Below are 22,265 nucleotides of genomic sequence, written 5' to 3'. Positions count from 1 at the left end.
ATGCGTGTTTGCACGAAAAAAAAGGTGAAAACACGCAAAAACCCCTTATGTATGTTTTACCCCGCCCAACAAAATCCTTATAATGTCGCGCTGATTTCAACAAAATAGAGACGAGCGTGGCAAAGAATATTCAAGCAATCAGAGGTATGAATGACTGCTTACCTTCACAAACTGGAGTTTGGCAATTTGTCGAGGCTAATATACGCCAAGTAGTGGCTAATTACGGATATCAAGAAATCCGCACGCCTATTGTTGAAAGTACGGATTTATTTAAACGTTCTATTGGTGAAGTCACCGATATTGTTGAAAAAGAAATGTATACCTTTGAAGACCGCAATGGGGACAGTTTAACACTGCGACCAGAAGGGACTGCGTGTTGCGTCCGAGCCGGCAATGAACATGGCTTGTTATACAATCAGCAGCAACGCCTTTGGTATATGGGGCCTATGTTTCGTCATGAGCGTCCACAAAAAGGACGGTATCGCCAATTTCACCAATTTGGTGCCGAAGCATATGGTTTTGTTGGTCCAGACATAGATGTTGAAATGATATTAATTGGCGCTCGCTTGTGGAAAGCGTTCGGTATTTCTGACAAAGTCGAGTTACAAATCAACTCTTTGGGTTCTGCTGAGGCAAGAGCCGCTTACAAAGAGGTTCTTGTGGCCTTTTTGCAACAACATCACGACAGTCTAGACGAAGACAGTCAGCGTCGATTGATAAGCAACCCTTTGCGTGTTCTGGATAGCAAGAACCCTGCGGTTCAAGAAATTGTAAAAGATGCGCCAAAGTTGATTGATCATCTCGACGAAGAGTCAAAACAGCATTTTTCACTTTTATGTGAACGATTGGACGATTTAGGTATCCAATACACAGTTAATACACGTTTGGTGCGTGGCCTTGATTATTACAACCGCACAGTTTTCGAATGGGTAACAGACCTGCTCGGCGCACAAGGAACTATTTGTGCAGGCGGACGTTACGATGGCTTGGTTGAGCAATTAGGCGGCAAGGCGAGTCCAGCCGTAGGCTTTGCAATGGGATTAGAAAGGCTGGTTCTGTTGGTAGAGAGTTTAGAAAATCAAAATGTGGCCATTAATCCGGTTGACGTTTATTTAATGACCATAGGCGAACAGGCTGAAGCGAAAGCCAGCAGTTTGTCTGAACAGATAAGAAATGCTGCGCCAACATTGAAAGTACAACAACACTGTGGCGGCGGTAACTTTAAGAAACAAATGAAAAAAGCCCTTGGGTCTGGTGCATCACTTGCCATCATCGTCGGTGACGAAGAGCTGGCAAACAACACCATGACACTTAAGTTTTTAACACAAGATAAAGCACAATCTAGTCTCGATATCTCGGCGTTAGCCTCGCTAACAAGCATGATTTGATGAGTATTGGATTACACTAGTTAATTAATATAAAAAGATAAAAGCAGTAAGCGCAGAGGATTGAAATGGAACGTTACGAAACCGAAGAACAACAAGTAGAAGCGATTAAGAATTTCTGGAAAGAAAACGGCGTCGCGATTGGCGTTGGTATTGTACTTGGTTTAGGTGGCCTAGGTGCTTGGCAGTGGTACGGTAATAAAGTCATTGCTGACAAAGAAGCGCAATCAATCGCGTTTCAAGAAACCTTGGAATCAATTGATAGCGAAAATGGCCTCAATGCCGTAGAAGCATTCGCGAAAGAAAATAGCGACTCTGGCTATTCCGTGCTTGCAAGCTTAATGGCGGCACAAAAAGCGGTAAGCGCTGAGAATTTTGAATCTGCAAAAGTGCATTTGACGATGGCAGTTAGTAACGCGCCAAGCCCTGCGGTAGCAGATCTTGCTAAAATGCGTTTAGCTCGTGTTGAGCATCAATTGGGCGATAGTCAAGCCGCTCTAGCCACGCTTGATTCAGTGGCAAGTGATTCGTATTCAGACCAAGTACAAGAAATAAAAGGGGATATATACGTCGCCTTGAAAGATTTTGACAATGCAAAGGCGGCTTATGATGCGGTGCTAAGTGAACAGCCTCAAAATAGATTAGTTGAAATGAAACTTAGCAATCTAAATTTCGCAGCAACACAAGTGGCTGGTGGTACTAGTGAAGAATAAGTTAATTATTGCAGCTCTAGCGCTGTCATTGTCTGGTTGTGCAACAATTTCTGATTGGTTTGCAGACGACGATGAGCTCGAAATAAGACGTTTAAAACCCATCGAAGCCCAGTTTCAACCCACAATAAAATGGGATGCTCAGGTAGGAGACGGTGTGTATGACTATTTCTCTCGCCTAACACCTGCTGTGGGGTATGGAAAGGTGTTCGTTGCCAGCCGAGATGGTGATGTTGTCGCACTAGACCCTGAAACGGGCAAGCCAGTGTGGGAACAAGATTTTGCGAACTACGACAACTACAGTTTAAAGAAAGCCTTGTTGTGGTATTCGAATCGCGCAGTGTCAGCTAAAATCTCTGGTGGTCTAGTAGTGGCGTATCAGAGTGTCTACTTTGGAACCGAAGACGGTTACGTTTATTCATTAGATGAATCTACGGGTGAATTAAACTGGAAAGTGGGCGTGCAAGGTGAAGTCATTGCTGCACCTGCTGTTGATGCTGGTATCGTGCTGGTAAATACTACGTCAGGCCATTTGATTGCCTTGGATCCTAAAACGGGTGACGAAAAGTGGATAACCGAAACCGACGTACCACCTTTGAGTCTTCGAGGCGTATCTGCACCGGCAGCTGACAGTGGCGGTGCACTCATTGGTACGCCAGCAGGAAAACTTCAGGTTAGCATTATAGAAACAGGCTTAGTGGCTTGGGAGACGCAAATCGCCAGTCCATCAGGTGCGACTGAGTTAGAGCGAATTGTGGATATTGACGTTAAGCCATTGGTGTTTGCTGGTAATGTTTATGTTATCTCCTATAACGGTGCGTTAAGTGCGGTTGAATTGCGCACGGGTCAAGTTGTTTGGACGCGTGAGTATAGTTCTTATCGCAATGTGACATTGGATGGTAACCGTCTATTTGTCGTCGACAAAGATAGCCATGTTTATGCTATTGACCGTCGCAGCGGCGTTGAGCTATGGGCCAATGTAGCGTTAAAATCACGTAATATAACAGCTGCCACGCCGCACGGTGATTATATTGTGGTTGGTGATGAATATGGTTTTGTGCATTGGTTTAGTCAAGATGAAGGCAAATTAGTTGCTCGATTAGAGGTTGGCGAAGACGATGAAGACGAAGGCATTTTTACTGGGCCAGTCAGTGATGACGGTGTACTATATGTGCAAACTAGGGATGGTAAAATAGCGGCGGTTACTCAGCCTTAAGGGCTCGCTGTTTACTTTCTTAGTACTTAGTTTTTAATACGCCAATGGATTGCCGTTGGCGTTTTTTATTTAGGGGCAAAAAATGTTACCTGTTGTGGCCTTAGTAGGGCGACCCAATGTTGGTAAATCTACATTATTTAACCGATTGACGAATACCAGAGATGCTTTGGTTGCTGACTTTCCTGGTTTAACTCGTGACCGTAAATACGGTCCAGCGAAATTCGAAGAGCGCAATTTCATTGTTGTCGATACTGGCGGTATCACTGGCGATGAGGAAGGTATCGACGCTGCTATGGCTGAGCAATCTTTACTAGCAATTGATGAAGCTGACGTCGTTTTATTCTTAGTGGATGCAAGGGCGGGCTTAACACCTGCAGATATTGGCATCGCTGAGCATCTGCGTAAACAGAACAAAGCAATGTACTTGGTAGCGAATAAAGTCGACGGTATCGATGGTGACAGTGAAAGTGCAGACTTTTACAAACTAGGTTTCGCTGAAGTCCTTCAAATTGCTGCTGCCCACGGGCGTGGTGTCTCTCAATTGATGACGCACGTTCTATCACCATTAGCCAAGTCTTTTCCTGACATGGCAATTGTGGAAGAGGTACACGATGAAGAAGAAGACGCTGACGAAAAGCTTGCGCGTTTACAGAATTCCCCGATTAAACTAGCGATTGTCGGTAAGCCGAATGTCGGTAAGTCTACCTTAACAAACCGAATTTTGGGTGAAGAAAGAGTCGTGGTTTATGATCAACCAGGCACCACCCGAGATAGTATTTTTATTCCAATGCAACGAGACGAGCGCGAGTATATTCTGATTGATACTGCTGGCGTACGAAAGCGTAAGAAAGTATCAGAAGTGGTCGAAAAATTTTCGATTGTTAAAACCTTACAAGCAATTGAAGAGTCTAACGTTGTTTTATTAGTTATTGATGCCCGTGAAGGTATTTCTGATCAAGACCTGTCTTTACTTGGTTTTGTTCTTAATTCTGGACGTTCACTGGTATTAGCAGTAAATAAGTGGGATGGACTTGAAAGTCACGTTAAAGATGAAATAAAGCGTGAACTTGATCGCCGCTTGGGCTTTGTCGATTTCGCTCGACTACATTTTATTTCTGCCTTGCATGGCACTGGTGTTGGTCATCTGTTTGAATCTGTTCAAGAGGCGTACTCTTCAGCGACTCAACGTATTAACACGTCTATGTTGACCCAAATAATGGAGATGGCGCAAGACGACCATCAGCCTCCGCTAATCCGCGGTCGTCGTGTGAAAATGAAATACGCGCACGCTGGTGGCTACAATCCGCCTGTTATTGTTATTCACGGTAACCAAGTTCAAGACTTACCAGAGTCGTATAAACGTTACCTAATGAATTATTACCGCAAAGCTCTTAAGACGATGGGTACGCCCATACGAATCGAGTTTAAAGAGGGTGCTAACCCGTTTGAAGGTAAAAAGAATAAGCTAACTTTAGCGCAGGAACGGAAGCGTAAGCGCTTAATGTCTTTCCACAAAAAACGCTAGTATCGAAAGCATCAGTTAAGTTGAGCTGTTAGTGGCTCTCTTAACTGCTGCATGAATGTCGAGACCATAGGTACACTTATTTCTCCTATTGCTTGAGGGATAAGTGAATCAGTGACGTACATGGGGACGTTAGCACTGAATCTCACAATTTTGTCCTCTTTAACATAGGCATACTGGCTAACAAATAGCGGTTCGAATGCTGTTTCTAGTTTCGCTTCAAAAGCGAAAACGTCTACGCCAAACTGCTTGCTCAATGCGTCAACCCGTATTATTTCACTCATTTCCAATGCGTCTTCGCCTAATGCGATGCTGATTGATTTAATATCAGCTTGTTCCTTAGACAGGCTCATACGGAGTTGTTCTTCAATTTGCATTTCCAGCAAGGGATACACATAGATATCTAAGACGGCTAAATCAAAGTCTTTATGAATATAGCGGCTCAACATACCTTCAAATGGGTCTGCGTTTAAGTGTTGCTTGCTTAGTGCAAAGTCGCCTATGTTTCGAGGCAAACTCAATTCATTTATGTAGTCACTCGCGCCCAAGGCTTTGTATAGGGTATATGATTCAAAGGCGTCGGTTTGCGATACACGAACAAGCCATTCTTTAATACCAATTAAAAGAGAGCTCTTTAATTGTTTGCTTGGTTCTGTTTGTTGAGTATCTATTTTAATGAAGTCGATAGGAACGCCTCTCCAGGTCGTCATAAATTCCAATGCTAGATAGGCTCTTTCACTAGAGGTTTTGACTAGAGTGGAAGATATCAGCAAGTCGTAATCGGTACCGCTTAAGTTTGCCAAAAGCGCTTTTATTGAATCGTCAGAACTCGACTGAAGTTGCAACAACACTTGGTCTAAGTCTTCGTTTGCCAATGGGGCGAGGTCACAATGATATTCTCCACTTCTACACTGGGTGATTTTCTCATCACTGGCTTCGGCCAAATAGATGTTGAATAGTGGTTGAGTAGGAGGTGGGGTAGCGTGTGCTTCTGTATTTCCAATTAAGAACAAGGATAGTGAGGCGAGCAAGCAGAAGCTACACTGCTTTAACTTTTTCAGCTTGAAAAGAGCATGTCTCATTATTTCTGTAGCATCCTTGTTATCCAGCACGATACTACAAAATTTGCGTAGTTAGTGCTTGTGGGCCTATATCTTGAACCTCTTATTTCCCCTAGGTTAGCAGATTAAATTTAATAAAAAAAGCCTTAAAAATCATGGTCGTAAAGCGGTCTTTGTGTCGCAAATGTCGCGCAGCTTTTGTTTGGGCTAACGCTTTTCTAGCAACGCGACCCTAGATATCACTTTTCCATCTGCTAATCGTGTTTCAATTATGTCGTCTTTTTGCAAGTCATCGACAGAGCGCACCACTTCTTCATTTTTGAACGAAATGCTGTAACCACGTGAAAGTGTAGAAAGTGGACTGACAGAATTGAGAATATCTGCGATGCGTTGCAATTGTTGACGCTTGTTTTTCAGGGCGTGACCCTGCATCGACATTAGGTCGCGCGACAGCTGTTGTAGCTTGCCTTGCTGATTTTGAATGGCTTTTTCGGGGGATGCATGTTGCAAACGTAAGGCTAGACGTTCAGCTCTGCTATTTGCGGTAGCTAGTGATTGTTCTAGCAACTGAGCCAAACGCATGCTGAGCTTATCACTATGTTGACTTGCCTGTTTAATTTGCACGGCTGGGTGTACATTGGATAAACGAGATTCCAATAGCTTTGTGGTGTAGGAAGCATTTCGAAGATAACTGGCGATTGCAGAGTGCAAACTATATTCATACTGAGCAATCTGCTTCAGCACATGGCTTTTATCTGTGCTTACCAACTCAGCAGCAGCTGAGGGCGTAGGTGCTCGCATATCAGCGACATAGTCTGAGATAGTGATATCTATTTCATGGCCGACAGCGGATACGACAGGGATCTGTGAAGCGTGAATAGCGTAAGCGACAGCCTCTTCATTGAACGCCCATAAATCCTCTAATGAACCGCCACCACGTCCAACAATGAGTATATCAACTTCATCACGTTGATTCGCCACATGTATTTGTTTGGCGATACTCAGGGCCGCAGTTTCACCTTGAACAAGGCTAGGGTAGATGATGACTTCAATACTTGGGTTTCTGCGTTGAAGCACATGCAATATATCGTGCACGGCAGCACCAGTGGCCGAGGTTACAATACCTAAGCGTTGTATATTCTCAGGAATCGGTCTTTTGCTTTCCATCGCGAACAGACCTTCCGCGGATAGCTTAGCTTTTAAAGCCTCAAACGCTTGTTTTAACTGACCCAAGCCCTCTGGTTCCATATGTTCCGCAATAAGCTGATAATCGCCGCGTGCCTCATACAAACTTAGGCTGCCTCGCACTAAAACTTTATCACCCACTTTGGGGGTAAACTTAACGCTCCGATTCGCTCCCTTGAACATTGCAGTTTTTATTTGAGCCTTGCTGTCTTTTAATGTGAAGTACCAGTGACCAGACGCTGCTGCAACATAATTGGAGAGTTCTCCGCTGACCCAAACTTGTCCAATTTCTGACTCTAGAACCTGCCGAGCAAGGCGGTTAAGTTTGGTAACAGAAATAATACTGGGCTGTTTTGGCGCGTTAGAAAACATAAAACTCATTTTTTGTGAAATTGTTTGCGAATTGTAGTTTACCTAAATCTAAAAAAACACTACAATTGCACCGCAATTAACCATTGCCCTAAGGTGTTATTTGCATGTTACGAATTGCTAAAGAAGCGTTAACTTTCGATGACGTTTTACTCGTACCCGGTCACTCGACCGTACTCCCGCACACAGCTGACTTAAAAACGCGATTAACTCGCGGTGTTACGCTGAATATGCCCTTGATTTCTGCTGCCATGGACACGGTAACTGAAGCGCGCTTAGCTATAGCGCTAGCGCAAGAAGGGGGAATCGGTTTTATCCATAAAAACATGACACCTGAAAGCCAAGCTGAACACGTGCTACAAGTTAAAAAGTACGAAAGTGGTGTGGTATCTGATCCTGTCACTGTAAGCCAGAATGAAACGATTGGTAGCACGAAAGCGCTAAGTAAACGATTAGGTTACTCTGGTTTCCCAGTAGTAGATAAAGAAAATAATCTTATCGGCCTGGTGACGGGGCGCGATTTGCGTTTTGAGAACCGCTTAGATCAGCCTATCAGCAAGGTGATGACGCCAAAAGAAAAGCTGGTCACAGTCAAGGAAGATACGAACCCTGACATTGTTATGGACTTGATGCATGAACACCGTATAGAGAAAATCTTGGTTGTTGATGATGCTTTCAAGTTGACTGGCCTTATTACGGTTAAAGATTTCCAAAAAGCGAAAAGCAAGCCAAATGCGTGCAAAGATGCAAAAGGCCGCTTACGTGTGGGCGCCGCTGTCAGTGTTGGTCCAGGCACAGATGAGCGGATAGAGCTTTTAGTCAATGCAGGTGTTGATGTGCTACTAATAGACACTTCGCACGGACATTCTGCAGGGGTGATTGAACGAGTTCAAAAAGTGCGTAACGATTATCCAAATATCCAAATTATTGCTGGTAATGTAGCAACAGCAGAAGGTGCGCTGGCACTTGCTGACGCTGGAGTCGATGCTGTCAAAGTCGGTATTGGCCCTGGGTCTATTTGTACGACACGTATTGTGACTGGTTGCGGAGTGCCACAAATTACCGCAGTGTCTGACGCAGTAGAAGCCTTAAAGGATCGCGATATTCCTGTTATTGCAGATGGTGGTATTCGTTTCTCGGGTGATATTGCAAAAGCCTTAGCGGCTGGTGCTAGCTCAGTGATGGTCGGTAGCATGTTAGCAGGTACAGAAGAAGCACCGGGTGAAGTAGAACTTTATCAGGGTCGTTATTACAAGTCATATCGTGGTATGGGATCGATTGGCGCGATGAATCAAAGTCATGGTAGCTCTGATCGTTATTTCCAAGAGAGTAACAATGCTGAAAAGCTCGTTCCTGAGGGAATTGAAGGTCGTGTTGCCTATAAAGGCCCAATCTCAACGATTATTCATCAGCAACTTGGTGGATTGCGTTCTGCAATGGGTCTCACTGGCTGTGCGACAATTGAAGAGCTTAGAACTAAACCTCAATTTGTAAAAGTGACCGCTGCTGGAATGGGTGAATCTCATGTCCATGATGTAAGCATCACAAAAGAAGCACCAAACTACCGTCTAGGTTAAGCAACTTCGTATTTCTATTAGGCTGGGACCAAAACCTGTGTCTCAGCTTTTTTATTTAGGTAATAAAATGTCCGCAAATATTCATAGTCAAAAAATCCTGATCTTAGATTTTGGGTCTCAATATACCCAACTCATTGCTCGTCGTGTTCGTGAAATCGGCGTTTACTGTGAACTTTGGGCATGGGATGTCACCGAAGATCAAATTCGTAATTTTGAACCTGATGGTATTATCTTATCTGGTGGTCCGGAGTCGGTAACTGAAATGGGCTCGCCGCGGGCTCCACAGTTTGTTTTTAATGCTGGCGTACCAGTATTAGGAATATGTTACGGCATGCAAACCATGGCACATCAAATGGGAGGCGCTGTTCTGGGCTCTGATCTCAGAGAGTTTGGCTATGCGCAAGTAGAAGTCTTGAGTTCATCGACGATCTTCGATGGGTTGTTGGATGAAACGGCTCACAACGGCAATGCGATGCTTGACGTTTGGATGAGTCACGGTGATAAGGTTAGTCAAGTACCGGAAGGTTTCTCGACAATCGCACAAACCCCAAATTGTCCGCATGCGGCTATGGCTAACTTGGACAAACAGTTCTATGGGGTGCAATTTCACCCAGAAGTTACGCATACTAAGCAGGGATTGGAACTCTTACGTCGCTTTGCTTTTGATATTTGTAAATTAGAAGCACTATGGACACCAGCCTCGATCATCGAAGATGCTATTGAGCGGATCAAAGAAAAAGTGGGTAATGATGAGGTTATCTTAGGTCTGTCTGGTGGAGTCGATTCATCAGTGACGGCTATGTTATTACATCGTGCTATTGGTAAAAACCTGACTTGCGTATTTGTTGACAACGGCTTACTTCGATTGAATGAAGGCGCACAGGTAATGGATATGTTTGGGGATAAATTCGGCCTCAACATCATCAAAGTTGACGCTGAAGATCGTTTCTTAGCTGCTTTGGAAGGGGTAGATGAACCTGAGGCAAAACGCAAAGTGATCGGCGGCGAATTTGTTAAAGTGTTTGACGAAGAATCGCATAAACTAGTTAACGCAAAGTGGCTGGGTCAAGGCACTATTTATCCTGATGTTATCGAGTCTGCAGGCTCCGCAACAGGTAAAGCTCACGTGATTAAATCGCACCACAACGTAGGCGGTTTACCTGATGATATGAATATGGGTCTAGTGGAGCCATTGCGAGAACTCTTCAAAGATGAAGTCCGTAAGATTGGCTTAGAGCTTGGTTTACCCTACGACATGCTGTTCCGCCATCCTTTCCCTGGTCCAGGTCTGGGTGTTCGTGTCTTGGGTGAAATTAAGAAAGAATACTGCGACTTATTACGCAGAGCAGATGCTATATTTATCGAAGAACTGGTTGCCGCAGACTTGTATCAAAAGGTCAGTCAGGCATTTACAGTATTCCTTCCTGTTAAGTCTGTAGGCGTTATGGGTGACATGCGTAAATATGATTGGGTGGTTTCATTGCGAGCAGTCGAAACTATCGACTTTATGACGGCACATTGGGCTCACCTTCCTTACGATTTCTTAGGTCGCGTATCAAATCGCATTATCAATGAAGTCGATGGGATCTCCCGTGTGGTCTACGATATTTCTGGTAAGCCACCAGCTACGATTGAGTGGGAATAAGCCTTATTTGGCTTGACGATTTAAAAAATAAATAAAAATTTATTTTATTTAACCCCTTTGGTAATTCTCCTGCGTTAGTGTGTTGAAAGGCATCAAAAACAGGAGAATTGCCATGAACCCACACACACTCACACCCAATACACTTGCTTCTTTTACAATCAATGACGGCACTTCTGCGGTCGGTGGCGCCTTCAGAATATTCGTTGCGATCTTAATTGGTGGCCTTGTAACATTTGCCCTCTTTGTGCTGATGCATAACCTTACCCAAAGTGATGCTAAGCCCCCCATACTAAGCCCAATAGTTGCTTTGGAATCGATTGTTTTCGAAAAAGAAGAGCCGGAAATTAAGAATGAAAAAAAGCTACCCAAACCGCCTAAAGTAATACAACAACCAGAGTTAAAACGCGATCCAATACCTACAGATGCTAAACCACATACAGGTTTTGGTGATCCTATCACAGTGGATATTCCATCAGATGAGTACAAAACTAATTTGAATAATTTCACGATGCAGGGAGAAGCTAGACCGCTAGTTCGTTTTCCACCTGACTATCCTCCAGTTGCTTCTAGAGAAGGTATTGAAGGCTGGGTTGAAATGAGCTTTAGCATTGATACTAGTGGAGCGGTGACAAATGTGGAAGTTACAAATTCAGAACCAAAGCGGATTTTTGATAGAGCAGCAAGAAGAGCTTTGCAGCGTTGGAAATACCAGGCGAAAGTAGTCAACGGTAAAGCTATTGAACAACATGGTTTGAGTGTTATGCTTGAATTTAAGTTATCAGAATAATGTGATTTACCAGCTAACAAGGCACTCAATGAGTATTTCCCTTAATCTCAAATCTCTATTTGGCTATGCGGCAATAGGTGACACTAGTAATGAGTCACTTATGAGCCGCTACGCAGCAAAGAAAGAGAAGCAGATACTAGCTCAGTTGTATGACAATTGTTCACGTGATCTATACCACTTTTTATTGACCCTAAGTGACGCTGATTTAGCGAATGACATTGCCCAGCTTACTTGGCTAAAAGTCATTGATAAAAGTCATCTATACCAAGCATCTGGTAACTTCAAAAGTTGGTTATTTACGCTAGGGCGCAGAACCTTAATAGATGAGTTTCGAAAGTTGCAGCGTTTCGATGAACTTCAAGAGCAACACCTTCCTATCGATGATAAAGCACCTGAACAATCTATAGTTAAAGAGCAGCAAGAATCGGCTTTTGAAGAGCGATTCAAGCAAGCATTAGGTAATTTACCGTTTCTTCAAAAGGAGGCTTTCTGTTTACAACAAGAAGGTTTTTCGCTGAGTGATATTGCTCAAATTACCTATTCAGAGACTGAAACTGTAAAAAGTCGCCTACGTTATGCGAAGTCAAGCTTACGAAAGAGCTTGGAGGTTCAGGATGGCTGATATAAACCGAAAGAATAATAAACAAGATGACGATTTAAATGCTCGCCAAAGGCAAACACGAATCATGAAAAAAAAACCAAACACTGAAGAATCTGAAGTTGAAGAGCAGCTGTCAGCACTGTATCAAGCGCACAAACGTGGTGTCGCTCCACCACATCAGACTCGCCGAGATTTGTTACAAGCGGCAGCGAAAGCAGAAGGACAGCACAACAGTTTGGCACAAGGCTTTGGTACATGGGTGCGTTGGTCAAAGGGTTTGAGCAGTGTCGCGGCGCTTGGCATTCTCGTCATTGTGGTTTGGATAGGACAGTCTAATTCATTTTTGCAGAAGCGCCCTGAGGCCTATGTAAGTGCACAATACAAAACGGTTAATGAGCATATGCTATCAAGCGAAAACCCACTTGCTAGCGATGTCTTAAGAGTGAAATATGATATTGCCTATAGAGAATATTTGGTGGGGCAAGGACGGATAGCGGTACACCATCAAAAGTCAGCAACGTTGATGGTTTCAGAGCAAGGTTGGGAATTAGCAACCTGTGAAAACGAACTGGTTAAAGTGAGTGATGAGCTTCTCTCCATGTTAGCTGAGATTGAACGTATAGACTTAGAATTGGTGAGCGGTGAATCTGTTAATATCATGTACGCGATGGACGGTAGGATCATGAGCATTACACGCGCGAAAGAACCACTGCGCTGCTAGGTTCCTGCCTACGCAGGAATGACCCAAGGGTAGACGCTCACTCTGTCATCCTAACGCACTCTGTCATCCTCACGCAATCTGTCATCCCCGCACAATCTGTCATCCCCGCGAAGGCGGGGACCTAGATGCTCGTCATCCTCACGCAATCTGTCATCCCCGCGAAGGCGGGGATCCGCTATCCCTTAATCAGTTTACTACCGCCTTCGCACGCATATAATGGCTTGGCGCAATTCCGGTCATTTGCTTGAAGCAACGGCTAAAGTGGCTCACGTTTGAAAAACCCAAGTCAAAGGTTACATAGGTAACCGAGTAACCCTGTTGCAACAAAGCTTGCGCTTTCTTTATTCGTAGCTGTTGCTGCAGGTTAGATGGGCTGCATCCCAGTATTTGTTTAAACTTTTGGAAGAACTTAGTTCGACTCATGCAAGCTAATTTGCATAAAGTATCAATACATAAGGGTTTGTGTAGGTTTGCTTCCATGTGCGCTAACGCTTTATTAATGCCATTTTGTTCTGGATTTTGACGGCTAAAATTAACAATGATTTCGCGTGTTTGATGTCGTAATAAACGTGCTGTTAACTCTGAGACAGCTAGGTCACTCAAGAATGACTTGTCTGGATGATTCTCTGTAAAAATATGCACGATACGGCTCAATAACGCCTGTGTTTCTTGATTGTGGGCAGTATGAACCATATGGCTGTTATAGTGCCATTCATCGAATTCCTTAGGCAAGGGCGATATAGAGTTTAAGTGATCACAGACCTTTTGAATTTTTTCGACGGGTATTTCAATCGCAAGGCATGTTGTGGGTGAGTGATGTTGAGCCTCAGGGAAGTCTATTTCTACAAGTTGATCTGGCGCTAGAATGAAAGACTCGTGGGGTAAAAACTCACGATGATAATTATCCTTTTCAAGGTGCATAATTTTCTTTCCCGATATCATGCCGCAATATAGCAGTTGATCAGATTTCAGTTTGACTCGATTGGCACATTCAAAAGTATCGTAAATACTGAGCTCTGCGCTAGAAGATGCAAAGCTAATTTTATTCTCAACCATTGTTTGTGGCTTACTTCTAATGTTCAACAAACTCTCGTTTATCATAGGCACTTCCTTGATTCACTTGCTAATCGCGTCAGGAGTAGTCTATCGGCAAAACACCTCAAGATAGCCAAGTCATAACGCCAGTTTTGCACATTTTCATAATGCGTACTCTAAGATAAATAATCAGCACTCATAGTCAAGTAGACTTTCGGATTAACACTTACTTTACATCTTTGGAATGAATTTTACATTTAACGCTTAAGCAAGCAATAGGAAAAGATTGATATGATTTATGCAAATCCAGGTACTCAGGGTGCTCTCGTCGATTTTAAAAGCCAATATGAAAATTACATTGGTGGGAATTGGGTAAAACCTGTCAAAGGCGAGTACTTTGATAACGTAAGCCCAGTGAATGGTAAGCCATACTGTAAAATTCCAAGATCAAGCGCAGAGGATATAGAACTAGCTCTTGATGCAGCTCATGCAGCAAGGGAGGCATGGGGTAAAACATCTGTAGCGGAACGTTCAAATATATTGTTAAAAATAGCGGACGTCATGGAACAAAACCTTGAAAAGTTAGCTGTCGCTGAGACTTGGGATAATGGTAAGGCGGTAAGAGAGACTTTAAACGCAGATATCCCATTATGTATTGATCACTATCGCTATTTTGCGGGCTGTTTGCGTGCTCAAGAGGGGACTATGGGAGAAATTGATGAACATACAGTTGCTTATCACTTCCATGAACCACTCGGTGTTGTCGGACAAATTATTCCTTGGAACTTCCCGTTATTAATGGCAGCTTGGAAGCTGGGCCCCGCTCTGGCAGCAGGAAATTGTGTCGTATTGAAACCGGCTGAACAAACTCCCGCATCAATTTTGGTGCTTATGGAATTGGTTGGCGATTTGTTACCACCTGGAGTTCTTAATATTGTTAACGGCTACGGGAAGGAAGCTGGAGAAGCGCTCGCAACCAGTAAGCGTATTGCCAAAATAGCGTTTACTGGTTCGACTCCTGTTGGAGGGCATATTTTAAAATGTGCTGCAGAGAACATCATTCCATCGACTGTAGAGTTGGGAGGTAAATCTCCGAATGTATACTTTGCCGATATCATGAATCATGAAGATGATTACTTAAGTAAATGCATAGAAGGTGCTGTTTTAGCTTACTTTAATCAAGGTGAAGTCTGTACTTGTCCGTCTCGACTGCTTATTCAAGAAAGTATCTACGATGAGTTTATCGCTTTGGTGATAGAACGCTGTAAATCGATCAAGCGTGGAAATCCACTGGACGACGAGACAATGGTTGGTGCACAAGCTTCGAAACAACAGTTTGATAAAATTGTTGATTACCTTGAAATAGGCAGAAAAGAAGGTGCTGAAGTGCTCATGGGTGGTGATATTGAAGAATTGAGTGACGATTTGTCCGATGGTTATTATATCAAGCCAACGCTATTCAAAGGCGACAATTCAATGCGTGTATTCCAAGAGGAAATCTTTGGGCCTGTAGTGTCTGTATGTACATTTAAAGACGAGGCTGAAGCACTCGCTATTGCCAACGATACTGAATTTGGCTTGGGAGCAGGCGTTTGGTCTCGCGACATGAACGTTGCTTATCGAATGGGAAGAGGCATTCAGGCAGGAAGAGTGTGGACAAATTGCTATCATATGTACCCAGCACATGCTGCCTTTGGTGGATATAAGAAATCAGGCGTAGGGCGAGAAACTCATAAGATGGCGTTGGAACATTACCAACAAACCAAAAATATGTTGGTGAGCTACGACATCAATCCACTGGGCTTCTTCTAAATACTGTTGATAGGCGATTCTCGTCATCCCCGCGCTATGCCGTCATCCCCGCGCTATGCCGTCATCCCCGCGCTATGCCGTCATCCCCGCGTAGGCGGGGACCTAGATTCCTGCCTTCGCAGGAATGACGGTGTGTTTGAGCATGACGGGGTGTTTCAGCATGACGGGGTGTTTTAGAATGACGCGGTGCTTCAGCAATAACGGCTCGCCGCAAGAGCTAGGAATTCTAATATAGGCTTTCAAACAACTTATAAATTATTATTATTGTCGCGGCTTAGCTTAATAAACTCATCGCTGCGATCATAATCACTTTTCGCTAAACGGTCATATAATACCACGTTTGCTGTAGCGGCCAGGTTCATACTATTCTTTGTTGGAATATAAACCACATGATCAGCAAGTTCGACGATATCTGGAGGAACGGATGCATCCTCTGGACCAAAAATATAGAAAGCGTTATCAGGGTGTTTGAACTCGGGCAATGGAGTTGCACCTTCAACCAGTTCGATGACTACCACCTTTGAACCCTCGGGTTTCATTTTTAATAAGTCATCGACCCCCACAGTGGGAATAATATGCCGCATCTTTTTTGTATCTGCATTGAACTCTTTAGCATAACCAAAACGTTGCCCAGTATAAAAAACAGCACTCGCCCCATAGCAACTGCAGGCGCGCAAAATACTCGCAACGTTAGTCGCAGACTTAGGATTCACTAAACCAATGCTCACGAACCTATCGAGATAATTTTTTTGTGTTTCAGCTTCAATCAAGTTAATAGTGTGCTCGTAGCTCATAATAGTTTTAATTGGATACCTAGACTAATACGCTGTTGATGACGATTATAATCTATTAATGAATCGCCATAACCATTGAAATATTGTAGCAGCCAATCGTAGCGGTCATTGATAGGGTAGGTGAAGTTCAGTTCAACACTCCCCCTGTTTTTTGAGAAAGAAAGGTTATTTGTTAGTTTAGATAATACATTGACATTACCCAGCTGGAAGCCATAACCCAGCTCCATTCGACCAATAAAGTCGGTAATATCTGGATTGTCATCACCGTTTGGATCCAGTTCAAACTCTTTTTCGTCCTCCGGTAACCGGTACCACGTTTTCAAATAATAAAATGAATCAACATCGCTAAAAATAGCCGTCGCATAGAGACGGTTCCAGCTTCTTGATTTCAAACCACTTTGACCATTGGATTGGTGGTTAATACCTACGTTGAATTGATTAAAACGGTAGCCGAGAATGTCCCAGTCAGTTTGCCATTGATAGTATACTTCGGGTTCATAATTGGTTTCCCTGAATGGCTTTGACACATCATCGTTATAAACTTGCCAAAATGAAATCAAGGTCATACCAAAAAAAACACCGCTTACATCATCATCTTGCAAATACAATGGCAAATTAACACTGATTTGATATTTCGCTTCGAACTTGTCTACATTTTCCTCAGTAAGCCCATCAACACTAATAGGGTTGGGCGCTTTTGCATAACTGAATGGCAATAGGTAGTTTTGACGGTATTGAGAGATTGAAAACGGGTTATTATTGGACTCTTTCATTCTATCGACACGCTTGTCTAGGATTGACTCAGTCGTCTGTTTTCCGTCACGTGCATCGGCTACAGCTTTCTTCACCGTATTCATTATCTCTTCAGGTTTACTCGGCGGAGGCGGCGTTTCACTAGTAGCTAGCTTGTCTTGTAGCGCTTCATTATGAATAGTGTGAGCCAAGGAAAGTGGGCTAAACAAAATGCAGGTGAAAAGCATGAACGAACATGTGATGTGTTTCAAAACGAATCCTTTCAATCAATACTGATAAGTGGAATGGATTCGTAATTTTACCCTAGTATTGCTTAAAACTCGATGGTTTGATTCTCTCTGGCACCAAAACAAATCAAATCCATGCCACCCGTATCAATGACTTCGTTGCAATGAGCAATAATTTCATCAATATCATCGTCGGTTCGTTCTGGATCGTGGCTATACAAAGCAAGTTGTTTTACACCGCAAGCCATAGCTAGTTTCACTGCTTCTTCTGCGACACTGTGGCCCCAGCCGGATTTAGCTGGCATATCTGAAACGAGGTACTGCGCGTCATGTATAAGAATGTCAGCGCCTTTTGCGAATGTAACAAAATCCAAAAAGTCGGTTTGTTTTTGATATGGAGGATAAAGCTCGTTGTCGGTGATATAGGCGATTTTGTGGCCATTTTCTTTGATGGTGTAGCAACTACCACCGCCAGGGTGATTCATTTTCATGCGACCGATAAGTGCATTAGAAATGTACCATTCATCGTCTTCTAAGACCGGCCTTGGTTCTACTCTGATATTGGCACCTAAATCATTCCGATGAACAGGAAAGTATGAGCCCGTCATTTGGTCCAACACGGCTTCTGGTTGGTTCAAATCGGTAAGACCAGGAGTAATTAAAATATCTCTATTGGGTTGATAAATAGGAATAAAAAAAGGAAAGCCTTGTATATGGTCCCAATGGTTATGACTCAATAGGATATGAACAGGCGTTGATTTAGCTGCTAACCTTTTGCCGAGATCACGAATACCTGTGCCCGCGTCTAGTACGAGGTCTGTACCATCGCTGAGCTCAACATGGACGCATGCGGTGTTTCCACCATAACGTACAAACTCAGCACCTGGTGCAGGCGTGGAGCCGCGCACTCCACAAAAAGTTAGTTTCATATTTGATCTAGCCTAGGGTTTGAATGTGGTTCAACACCTCACTAATAGTTAGAAGCGTTTTTTCACCAGATTTTCTATTTTTAAATTCTACTTGCTGATTATCTAGATTACGCTCACCAATTACAATGCTGTTAGGTATGCCAATCAATTCCATGTCATTAAACATCACACCTGGGCGTTCCTTGCGATCATCGAACAAGACTTCTATTCCAGCGTCTTGTAGCTGCTTATATAGGTTTTCGGCAGCTTCCATGATTCGATGAGATTTATGCATATTCATCGGGATAATAACGACAGAGAAAGGGGCAATACTCTCAGGCCAAATAATCCCAAACTTATCATTATTCTGTTCAATTGCGGCCGCAACAATACGAGTAACGCCAATACCGTAACAACCCATTTGCAAGACATCATGCTTGCCTGATTCGGTAAGAACGCCACAGTTCATTGCTTTGGAGTACTTGTCACCAAGTTGAAAAATGTGCCCAACTTCAATGCCTTTGCTGATTGATAGCGAGCCTTTGCCATCGGGTGATGGATCGCCAGCGACCACATTTCGTAGGTCTGTCACTTCGTACTCCCCTACATCACGTTGCCAATTGGCGCCGGTGTAGTGTTGTTCATCTGTGTTTGCGCCACACACAAAATCGACGACTCGTTCTGCGCTACGGTCGACAATAATTGGCATATCAAGTTTTACTGGGCCTAAGGAGCCAAAGCCACAACCTAACGTTGCTTTGACCGCTGTTTCATCAGCCATTTGTAAGGGGCTTGCAACTAAGGCTAGTTTTTCTGCCTTAATTTCATTAAGTGAATGGTCGCCACGTAAAATCAAAGCAATAAATTCGTGCTCGCTATGCTCATCTGCTTTTACGATGAGTGTTTTTACAGATTTCTTAATGTCTAAACCGCGTGCTTCAACTAGGGCATTGATGGTTTTTAAATTTGGCGTATCAATGACTTCTAAAGTTTCTGATGGAGTCTGTTCCTCACCAACAGCTAGCGCCTCAGCAAGTTCGACGTTTGCAGCGTAGTCAGAATTATCGCTATGCGCAATATCATCTTCACCTGAGTCGGCAAGCACATGGAATTCGTGAGAAACCGCTCCACCAATAGAGCCTGAATCAGCGATGACTGGGCGATATGCAAGCCCAATACGCTCAAAAATATTGCAGTAAGCTTGATGCATAATTTGATATGTATCATCCAAGCTTTGCGCGTCTATATGGAACGAATAAGCGTCCTTCATAATAAACTCGCGACTGCGCATAATACCGAAGCGAGGGCGAACCTCATCTCTGAATTTGGTTTGTATTTGATACAAGTTAAGAGGCAGTTGCTTGTAGCTACTGACTTCATTTTTAACTAAGTTAGTAATGACTTCTTCATGCGTCGGACCGAGGACAAAGTCGCGTTGATGACGATCTTTAACTCTTAATAGTTCTGGGCCATAATCTTCCCATCTACCCGACTCAACCCACAAATCTGCAGGCTGAACAACTGGCATAGAGACTTCAATTGCACCGGCTTTATTCATTTCATCTCGCACGATTGCAGCCACTTTATTTACTACACGTAGCCCCGTCGGTAACCAATTATACAAACCTGATGCCAGCTTTCTGACCATTCCTGCTCGTAACATTAACTGGTGACTAATCACTTCAGCTTCAGCAGGGGTTTCCTTTTGGGTGGCGAGTAAGTATTGGGAAGTACGCATTTTCTAATTTTACCTTGATATTATGATGCCTGAGCCCGAAGCTCATGAATGTCGAGGAGTTTATCAGCCCCATGGCTTGGTAAAAAGCAGAAAATGCGAATAATGGAATATTAAACAAGCGTGCCGGCTTTATTAAGCGGTTTTGGATAACTTATCTGTTTATTTGCTCTCTTGGCTAAGTGACTTCCTGATAGCATGAGCGTTGAAAGTTTATGTGGCTTTTCCTTCCTTACAGCTGAGCTAGTGGTTTGACAATGAACTAGGTTTAGTCTAAATTTCAAACAGTAAATTCGTCGCGTTTGCTACACGAGCTAGGGTTATTGGCCCAGTGGATGTGTGAATGCTTGAGGTTATTTTATTCAAAAAGGAATTATTTATGAAATTTATCAAAACAAAGTTGGTAGCAGTAGGATTTGCTTTAGCGACTTGTTTTAACGTTGCTGCATCAGACACTGCAGTAAACATCAAATTAAGTGACGCTGCTTCCGTGAAAGGAAGTCAAGACGTCGTTAAGTACTTGTCTAGTTACAAGGACGAATTAGCGGAATACCTGCCCCACGGGCACAGTATAGAAATTAATATAGTCAATATTGAGATACCTGATGATATTGACCGAACTCCAAAGCATAAAACGACAACTTTGCCTCTTGTAAACGATGGTATTTCACAAAATTTCAGTACGAACGGCCGAAACTTAGATATTCCGGGAGGCAAGTTATCGCGACTTCATCGCTTACAATTCGAATATGCTGTTGTCGATGCTGACGGTAACAATGTTGTTCAAGGTAAGAAGAACTTAAAGATAGATTCAATGAAAGCCTCTAATAGAGCTGAACAACCATATATTGAACAGCGCTCAATGTTGACCAATTGGATGAAAAGAACCTTTTCAGAGCAGTCGTAGGGTAATTTCACCTACTCCAAATCTCAGTAACGTGTATAGCGCCATTGAGTGCTTGCCACGTAATATCGTAATTATATAGGCGGATAGTATATGTTTTATTATCCGTCTTACGCTTCCTGTAGGCTGGCCGTGGATCCTGTTCTAACACGTTGATAAGTAGATCTAAAAAGCCAGGTTTGTCGCATTCTATCTCAGACAATTGCTTTTTGAGGCTTTCGTTTACAACGACTTGCGCGAGCTCAGGCGTGGTTTCAGCATAGCCAGAGGAGACACACTCAGTGTTATGGTTTGTCAAATGCGTAGGATTATCTGCATATGTTATATAAGGTTTAATATCGATAATCGGAGTTTGATTGAGTAAGTCCACGCCTTCCACAACCAATTGTTTCTTATTGTTCAATCCTCTGTTTCTTACCAGAGACAAACCAATGGGGTTAGGTCTGAAGGTACTGCGGCTCGCAAAAACACCTATTTTTTCATTGCCTCCTAAACGAGGGGGCCGCACAGTATCACTGAAACCCGCTTCAATGTTTTCGTGAAACAAAAAGCTGAGCCAAAGGTGTGAAAACTGGTCTAAACCTCGACACGCATTTTGTGGATTGATATGTGCTTCGAATTGTATATAGCCTTTGGCTTTACTCAATGCTTGTGATTGCCGAGGGATACCAAATTTTTGACTAAAAGGTGTGGTGATTGACCCAATAGGTCGAACGACTAAGTTTGTCATAATAAACCCGAGTGGAGCGCTTGCTTGGAATCAGTGTTTGCTGCTGTCATAAGCCAATATTTGTTTAAAAAATTGGGCACCTAGTTTTTGAGCGTGACTGATGTTTCTTTCTGGGATTTGTTCTGGGTTAGGGTAACGTTCGAGCGCTTTCTCTAAGCTCTCTTCTCTAATAATATGCAGCATAGGGTAGGGTGAACGATTTGTGTAATGACTTGTATCTTCGGCCGGAGCATCTGCAAACAAATACGATGGATGAAATGTAGCTAGTTGATAGATACCTTCATAATCCTCTCTTTGCAGAAGTTTATTCGCCGTATCGACCAAATCAAGATAGTCAAAAAAGTCATGATATGTGTCGGGTAAAATGAAAAGTGTCGTTTCTACCTGTGAGTTATTATCTAAAAACACAAGCTCATCCAGTAAGGTTTGCAAAGTGTACGCAGTTTCTTCTTCTCGACAACACAGTGTCCGAATAGATTTCTGCTCTCTCTCTTTTTTAGCAAATGGACAAAGGTTTTCGCCGATAATCACTTTGTCGACCCAATGCAAGGTATTTTGAATTACGCGCGCATCATCATTAGTTTGCAT

20 protein-coding genes are annotated in these 22,265 nt (G+C 43.2%); 11 read left to right on the top strand and 9 right to left on the bottom strand.

Annotated elements, in window-relative coordinates; translation table 11 throughout:
- The first annotated feature begins 116 nt into the window (after nt 1–116).
- From hisS to der, 4 genes are all read left to right on the top strand, one after another.
- On the top strand, nt 117–1,388 hold the full coding sequence (hisS, locus tag RM556_RS11170; RefSeq protein WP_311362761.1) for a histidine--tRNA ligase: 1,272 nt from the start codon (nt 117–119) through the stop codon (nt 1,386–1,388).
- Between the two features lie 65 nt (nt 1,389–1,453).
- On the top strand, nt 1,454–2,098 hold the full coding sequence (locus RM556_RS11165) for a tetratricopeptide repeat protein (RefSeq protein WP_311362760.1): 645 nt from the start codon (nt 1,454–1,456) through the stop codon (nt 2,096–2,098).
- Nucleotides 2,088–3,311: an outer membrane protein assembly factor BamB gene (gene bamB / locus RM556_RS11160; protein WP_311374603.1), complete on the top strand. Its 1,224-nt coding sequence runs from the start codon at nt 2,088–2,090 to the stop codon at nt 3,309–3,311. The genes RM556_RS11165 and bamB overlap by 11 nt, the downstream gene beginning before the upstream one ends.
- Nucleotides 3,312–3,393: 82 nt before the next feature.
- Nucleotides 3,394–4,836 carry a ribosome biogenesis GTPase Der gene (gene der, locus RM556_RS11155; protein ID WP_311374602.1) on the top strand — a complete coding sequence of 481 codons (1,443 nt, stop codon included), beginning with the start codon at nt 3,394–3,396 and terminating at the stop codon, nt 4,834–4,836.
- An 11-nt stretch (nt 4,837–4,847) separates the two neighbouring features.
- Here der and RM556_RS11150 read toward each other — a convergent pair whose 3' ends face one another.
- Nucleotides 4,848–5,915 carry a hypothetical protein gene (locus RM556_RS11150; protein ID WP_311374601.1) on the bottom strand — a complete coding sequence of 356 codons (1,068 nt, stop codon included), beginning with the start codon at nt 5,913–5,915 and terminating at the stop codon, nt 4,848–4,850.
- Between the two features lie 186 nt (nt 5,916–6,101).
- Nucleotides 6,102–7,451 carry an exodeoxyribonuclease VII large subunit gene (xseA, locus tag RM556_RS11145; protein ID WP_311374600.1) on the bottom strand — a complete coding sequence of 450 codons (1,350 nt, stop codon included), beginning with the start codon at nt 7,449–7,451 and terminating at the stop codon, nt 6,102–6,104.
- Nucleotides 7,452–7,555: 104 nt separating this feature from the next.
- Between xseA and guaB the strand changes: the two genes are divergently transcribed.
- From guaB to RM556_RS11120, 5 genes are all read left to right on the top strand, one after another.
- Nucleotides 7,556–9,025: an IMP dehydrogenase gene (gene guaB, locus RM556_RS11140; protein WP_311362755.1), complete on the top strand. Its 1,470-nt coding sequence runs from the start codon at nt 7,556–7,558 to the stop codon at nt 9,023–9,025.
- A gap of 67 nt (nt 9,026–9,092) precedes the next feature.
- Complete coding sequence (guaA, locus tag RM556_RS11135) at nt 9,093–10,670, top strand: glutamine-hydrolyzing GMP synthase (RefSeq protein WP_311362754.1); 1,578 nt, start codon at nt 9,093–9,095, stop codon at nt 10,668–10,670.
- Between the two features lie 112 nt (nt 10,671–10,782).
- On the top strand, nt 10,783–11,457 hold the full coding sequence (locus tag RM556_RS11130; RefSeq protein WP_311362753.1) for an energy transducer TonB: 675 nt from the start codon (nt 10,783–10,785) through the stop codon (nt 11,455–11,457).
- 28 nt (nt 11,458–11,485) lie between these two features.
- The gene (locus RM556_RS11125; protein ID WP_311362752.1) at nt 11,486–12,079 is read left to right on the top strand and encodes a sigma-70 family RNA polymerase sigma factor; all 594 of its coding nucleotides are present in this window, start codon (nt 11,486–11,488) and stop codon (nt 12,077–12,079) included.
- Nucleotides 12,072–12,779, top strand: coding sequence for a hypothetical protein (locus RM556_RS11120; RefSeq protein WP_311362751.1), 708 nt, complete (start codon nt 12,072–12,074; stop codon nt 12,777–12,779). The genes RM556_RS11125 and RM556_RS11120 overlap by 8 nt, the downstream gene beginning before the upstream one ends.
- Nucleotides 12,780–12,965: 186 nt before the next feature.
- Here RM556_RS11120 and RM556_RS11115 read toward each other — a convergent pair whose 3' ends face one another.
- Nucleotides 12,966–13,880, bottom strand: coding sequence for a helix-turn-helix domain-containing protein (locus RM556_RS11115; protein ID WP_311374599.1), 915 nt, complete (start codon nt 13,878–13,880; stop codon nt 12,966–12,968).
- Nucleotides 13,881–14,105: 225 nt separating this feature from the next.
- Here RM556_RS11115 and RM556_RS11110 point away from each other — a divergent pair, with 225 nt between their 5' ends.
- On the top strand, nt 14,106–15,626 hold the full coding sequence (locus RM556_RS11110; protein ID WP_311362749.1) for an aldehyde dehydrogenase family protein: 1,521 nt from the start codon (nt 14,106–14,108) through the stop codon (nt 15,624–15,626).
- Between the two features lie 248 nt (nt 15,627–15,874).
- Here the strand turns inward: RM556_RS11110 and RM556_RS11105 are convergent, their stop codons facing one another.
- The 4 genes from RM556_RS11105 to RM556_RS11090 all read right to left on the bottom strand — a co-directional run bounded on the left by RM556_RS11105 (nt 15,875) and on the right by RM556_RS11090 (nt 20,046).
- A complete protein-coding gene (locus RM556_RS11105) occupies nt 15,875–16,420 on the bottom strand; it encodes an RNA methyltransferase (protein WP_311362748.1) in 546 nt (181 codons plus the stop codon).
- Nucleotides 16,417–17,424, bottom strand: a complete 1,008-nt coding sequence (locus RM556_RS11100) for a phospholipase A (RefSeq protein WP_311362747.1) — start codon at nt 17,422–17,424, stop codon at nt 16,417–16,419. Before RM556_RS11100 ends, RM556_RS11105 begins: the two co-directional genes overlap by 4 nt.
- Before the next feature lie 62 nt (nt 17,425–17,486).
- Nucleotides 17,487–18,329: an MBL fold metallo-hydrolase gene (locus RM556_RS11095; RefSeq protein ID WP_311362746.1), complete on the bottom strand. Its 843-nt coding sequence runs from the start codon at nt 18,327–18,329 to the stop codon at nt 17,487–17,489.
- Nucleotides 18,330–18,336: 7 nt separating this feature from the next.
- On the bottom strand, nt 18,337–20,046 hold the full coding sequence (locus RM556_RS11090; RefSeq protein ID WP_311374598.1) for a proline--tRNA ligase: 1,710 nt from the start codon (nt 20,044–20,046) through the stop codon (nt 18,337–18,339).
- 376 nt (nt 20,047–20,422) lie between these two features.
- Here RM556_RS11090 and RM556_RS11085 point away from each other — a divergent pair, with 376 nt between their 5' ends.
- Nucleotides 20,423–20,950: a hypothetical protein gene (locus RM556_RS11085; RefSeq protein ID WP_311374597.1), complete on the top strand. Its 528-nt coding sequence runs from the start codon at nt 20,423–20,425 to the stop codon at nt 20,948–20,950.
- Nucleotides 20,951–20,957: 7 nt separating this feature from the next.
- On the opposite strand, the gene tsaA is transcribed toward RM556_RS11085, so the two are convergent.
- The gene (tsaA, locus tag RM556_RS11080; protein ID WP_311374596.1) at nt 20,958–21,677 is read right to left on the bottom strand and encodes a tRNA (N6-threonylcarbamoyladenosine(37)-N6)-methyltransferase TrmO; all 720 of its coding nucleotides are present in this window, start codon (nt 21,675–21,677) and stop codon (nt 20,958–20,960) included.
- Nucleotides 21,678–21,707: 30 nt separating this feature from the next.
- A complete protein-coding gene (locus RM556_RS11075; protein WP_311362742.1) occupies nt 21,708–22,265 on the bottom strand; it encodes a DUF1415 domain-containing protein in 558 nt (185 codons plus the stop codon).

It is taken from the genome of Alteromonas sp. W364 (assembly GCF_031846205.1).
GTDB classification, from domain to species: Bacteria; Pseudomonadota; Gammaproteobacteria; order Enterobacterales; family Alteromonadaceae; genus Glaciecola; species Glaciecola blandensis.
Note: the sequence above shows the minus strand (reverse complement) of the source record. Positions and strands in the feature narration are given on the sequence as shown.

Excerpts from the sequence above, each read along its gene's own strand:
- RM556_RS11085 (WP_311374597.1), top strand. The coding sequence starts at position 20,423 with ATGAAATTTATCAAAACAAAGTTGGTAGCAGTAGGATTTGCTTTAGCG.
- tsaA (WP_311374596.1), bottom strand. The coding sequence starts at position 21,677 with ATGACAAACTTAGTCGTTCGACCTATTGGGTCAATCACCACACCTTTT.
- RM556_RS11090 (WP_311374598.1), bottom strand. The coding sequence starts at position 20,046 with ATGCGTACTTCCCAATACTTACTCGCCACCCAAAAGGAAACCCCTGCT.
- RM556_RS11150 (WP_311374601.1), bottom strand. The coding sequence starts at position 5,915 with ATGAGACATGCTCTTTTCAAGCTGAAAAAGTTAAAGCAGTGTAGCTTC.
- RM556_RS11115 (WP_311374599.1), bottom strand. The coding sequence starts at position 13,880 with ATGATAAACGAGAGTTTGTTGAACATTAGAAGTAAGCCACAAACAATG.
- RM556_RS11110 (WP_311362749.1), top strand. The coding sequence starts at position 14,106 with ATGATTTATGCAAATCCAGGTACTCAGGGTGCTCTCGTCGATTTTAAA.
- RM556_RS11130 (WP_311362753.1), top strand. The coding sequence starts at position 10,783 with ATGAACCCACACACACTCACACCCAATACACTTGCTTCTTTTACAATC.
- guaA (WP_311362754.1), top strand. The coding sequence starts at position 9,093 with ATGTCCGCAAATATTCATAGTCAAAAAATCCTGATCTTAGATTTTGGG.
- RM556_RS11105 (WP_311362748.1), bottom strand. The coding sequence starts at position 16,420 with ATGAGCTACGAGCACACTATTAACTTGATTGAAGCTGAAACACAAAAA.
- der (WP_311374602.1), top strand. The coding sequence starts at position 3,394 with ATGTTACCTGTTGTGGCCTTAGTAGGGCGACCCAATGTTGGTAAATCT.
- RM556_RS11120 (WP_311362751.1), top strand. The coding sequence starts at position 12,072 with ATGGCTGATATAAACCGAAAGAATAATAAACAAGATGACGATTTAAAT.
- guaB (WP_311362755.1), top strand. The coding sequence starts at position 7,556 with ATGTTACGAATTGCTAAAGAAGCGTTAACTTTCGATGACGTTTTACTC.
- RM556_RS11165 (WP_311362760.1), top strand. The coding sequence starts at position 1,454 with ATGGAACGTTACGAAACCGAAGAACAACAAGTAGAAGCGATTAAGAAT.
- xseA (WP_311374600.1), bottom strand. The coding sequence starts at position 7,451 with ATGTTTTCTAACGCGCCAAAACAGCCCAGTATTATTTCTGTTACCAAA.
- RM556_RS11095 (WP_311362746.1), bottom strand. The coding sequence starts at position 18,329 with ATGAAACTAACTTTTTGTGGAGTGCGCGGCTCCACGCCTGCACCAGGT.
- RM556_RS11125 (WP_311362752.1), top strand. The coding sequence starts at position 11,486 with ATGAGTATTTCCCTTAATCTCAAATCTCTATTTGGCTATGCGGCAATA.
- RM556_RS11075 (WP_311362742.1), bottom strand. The coding sequence starts at position 22,265 with ATGCAAACTAATGATGATGCGCGCGTAATTCAAAATACCTTGCATTGG.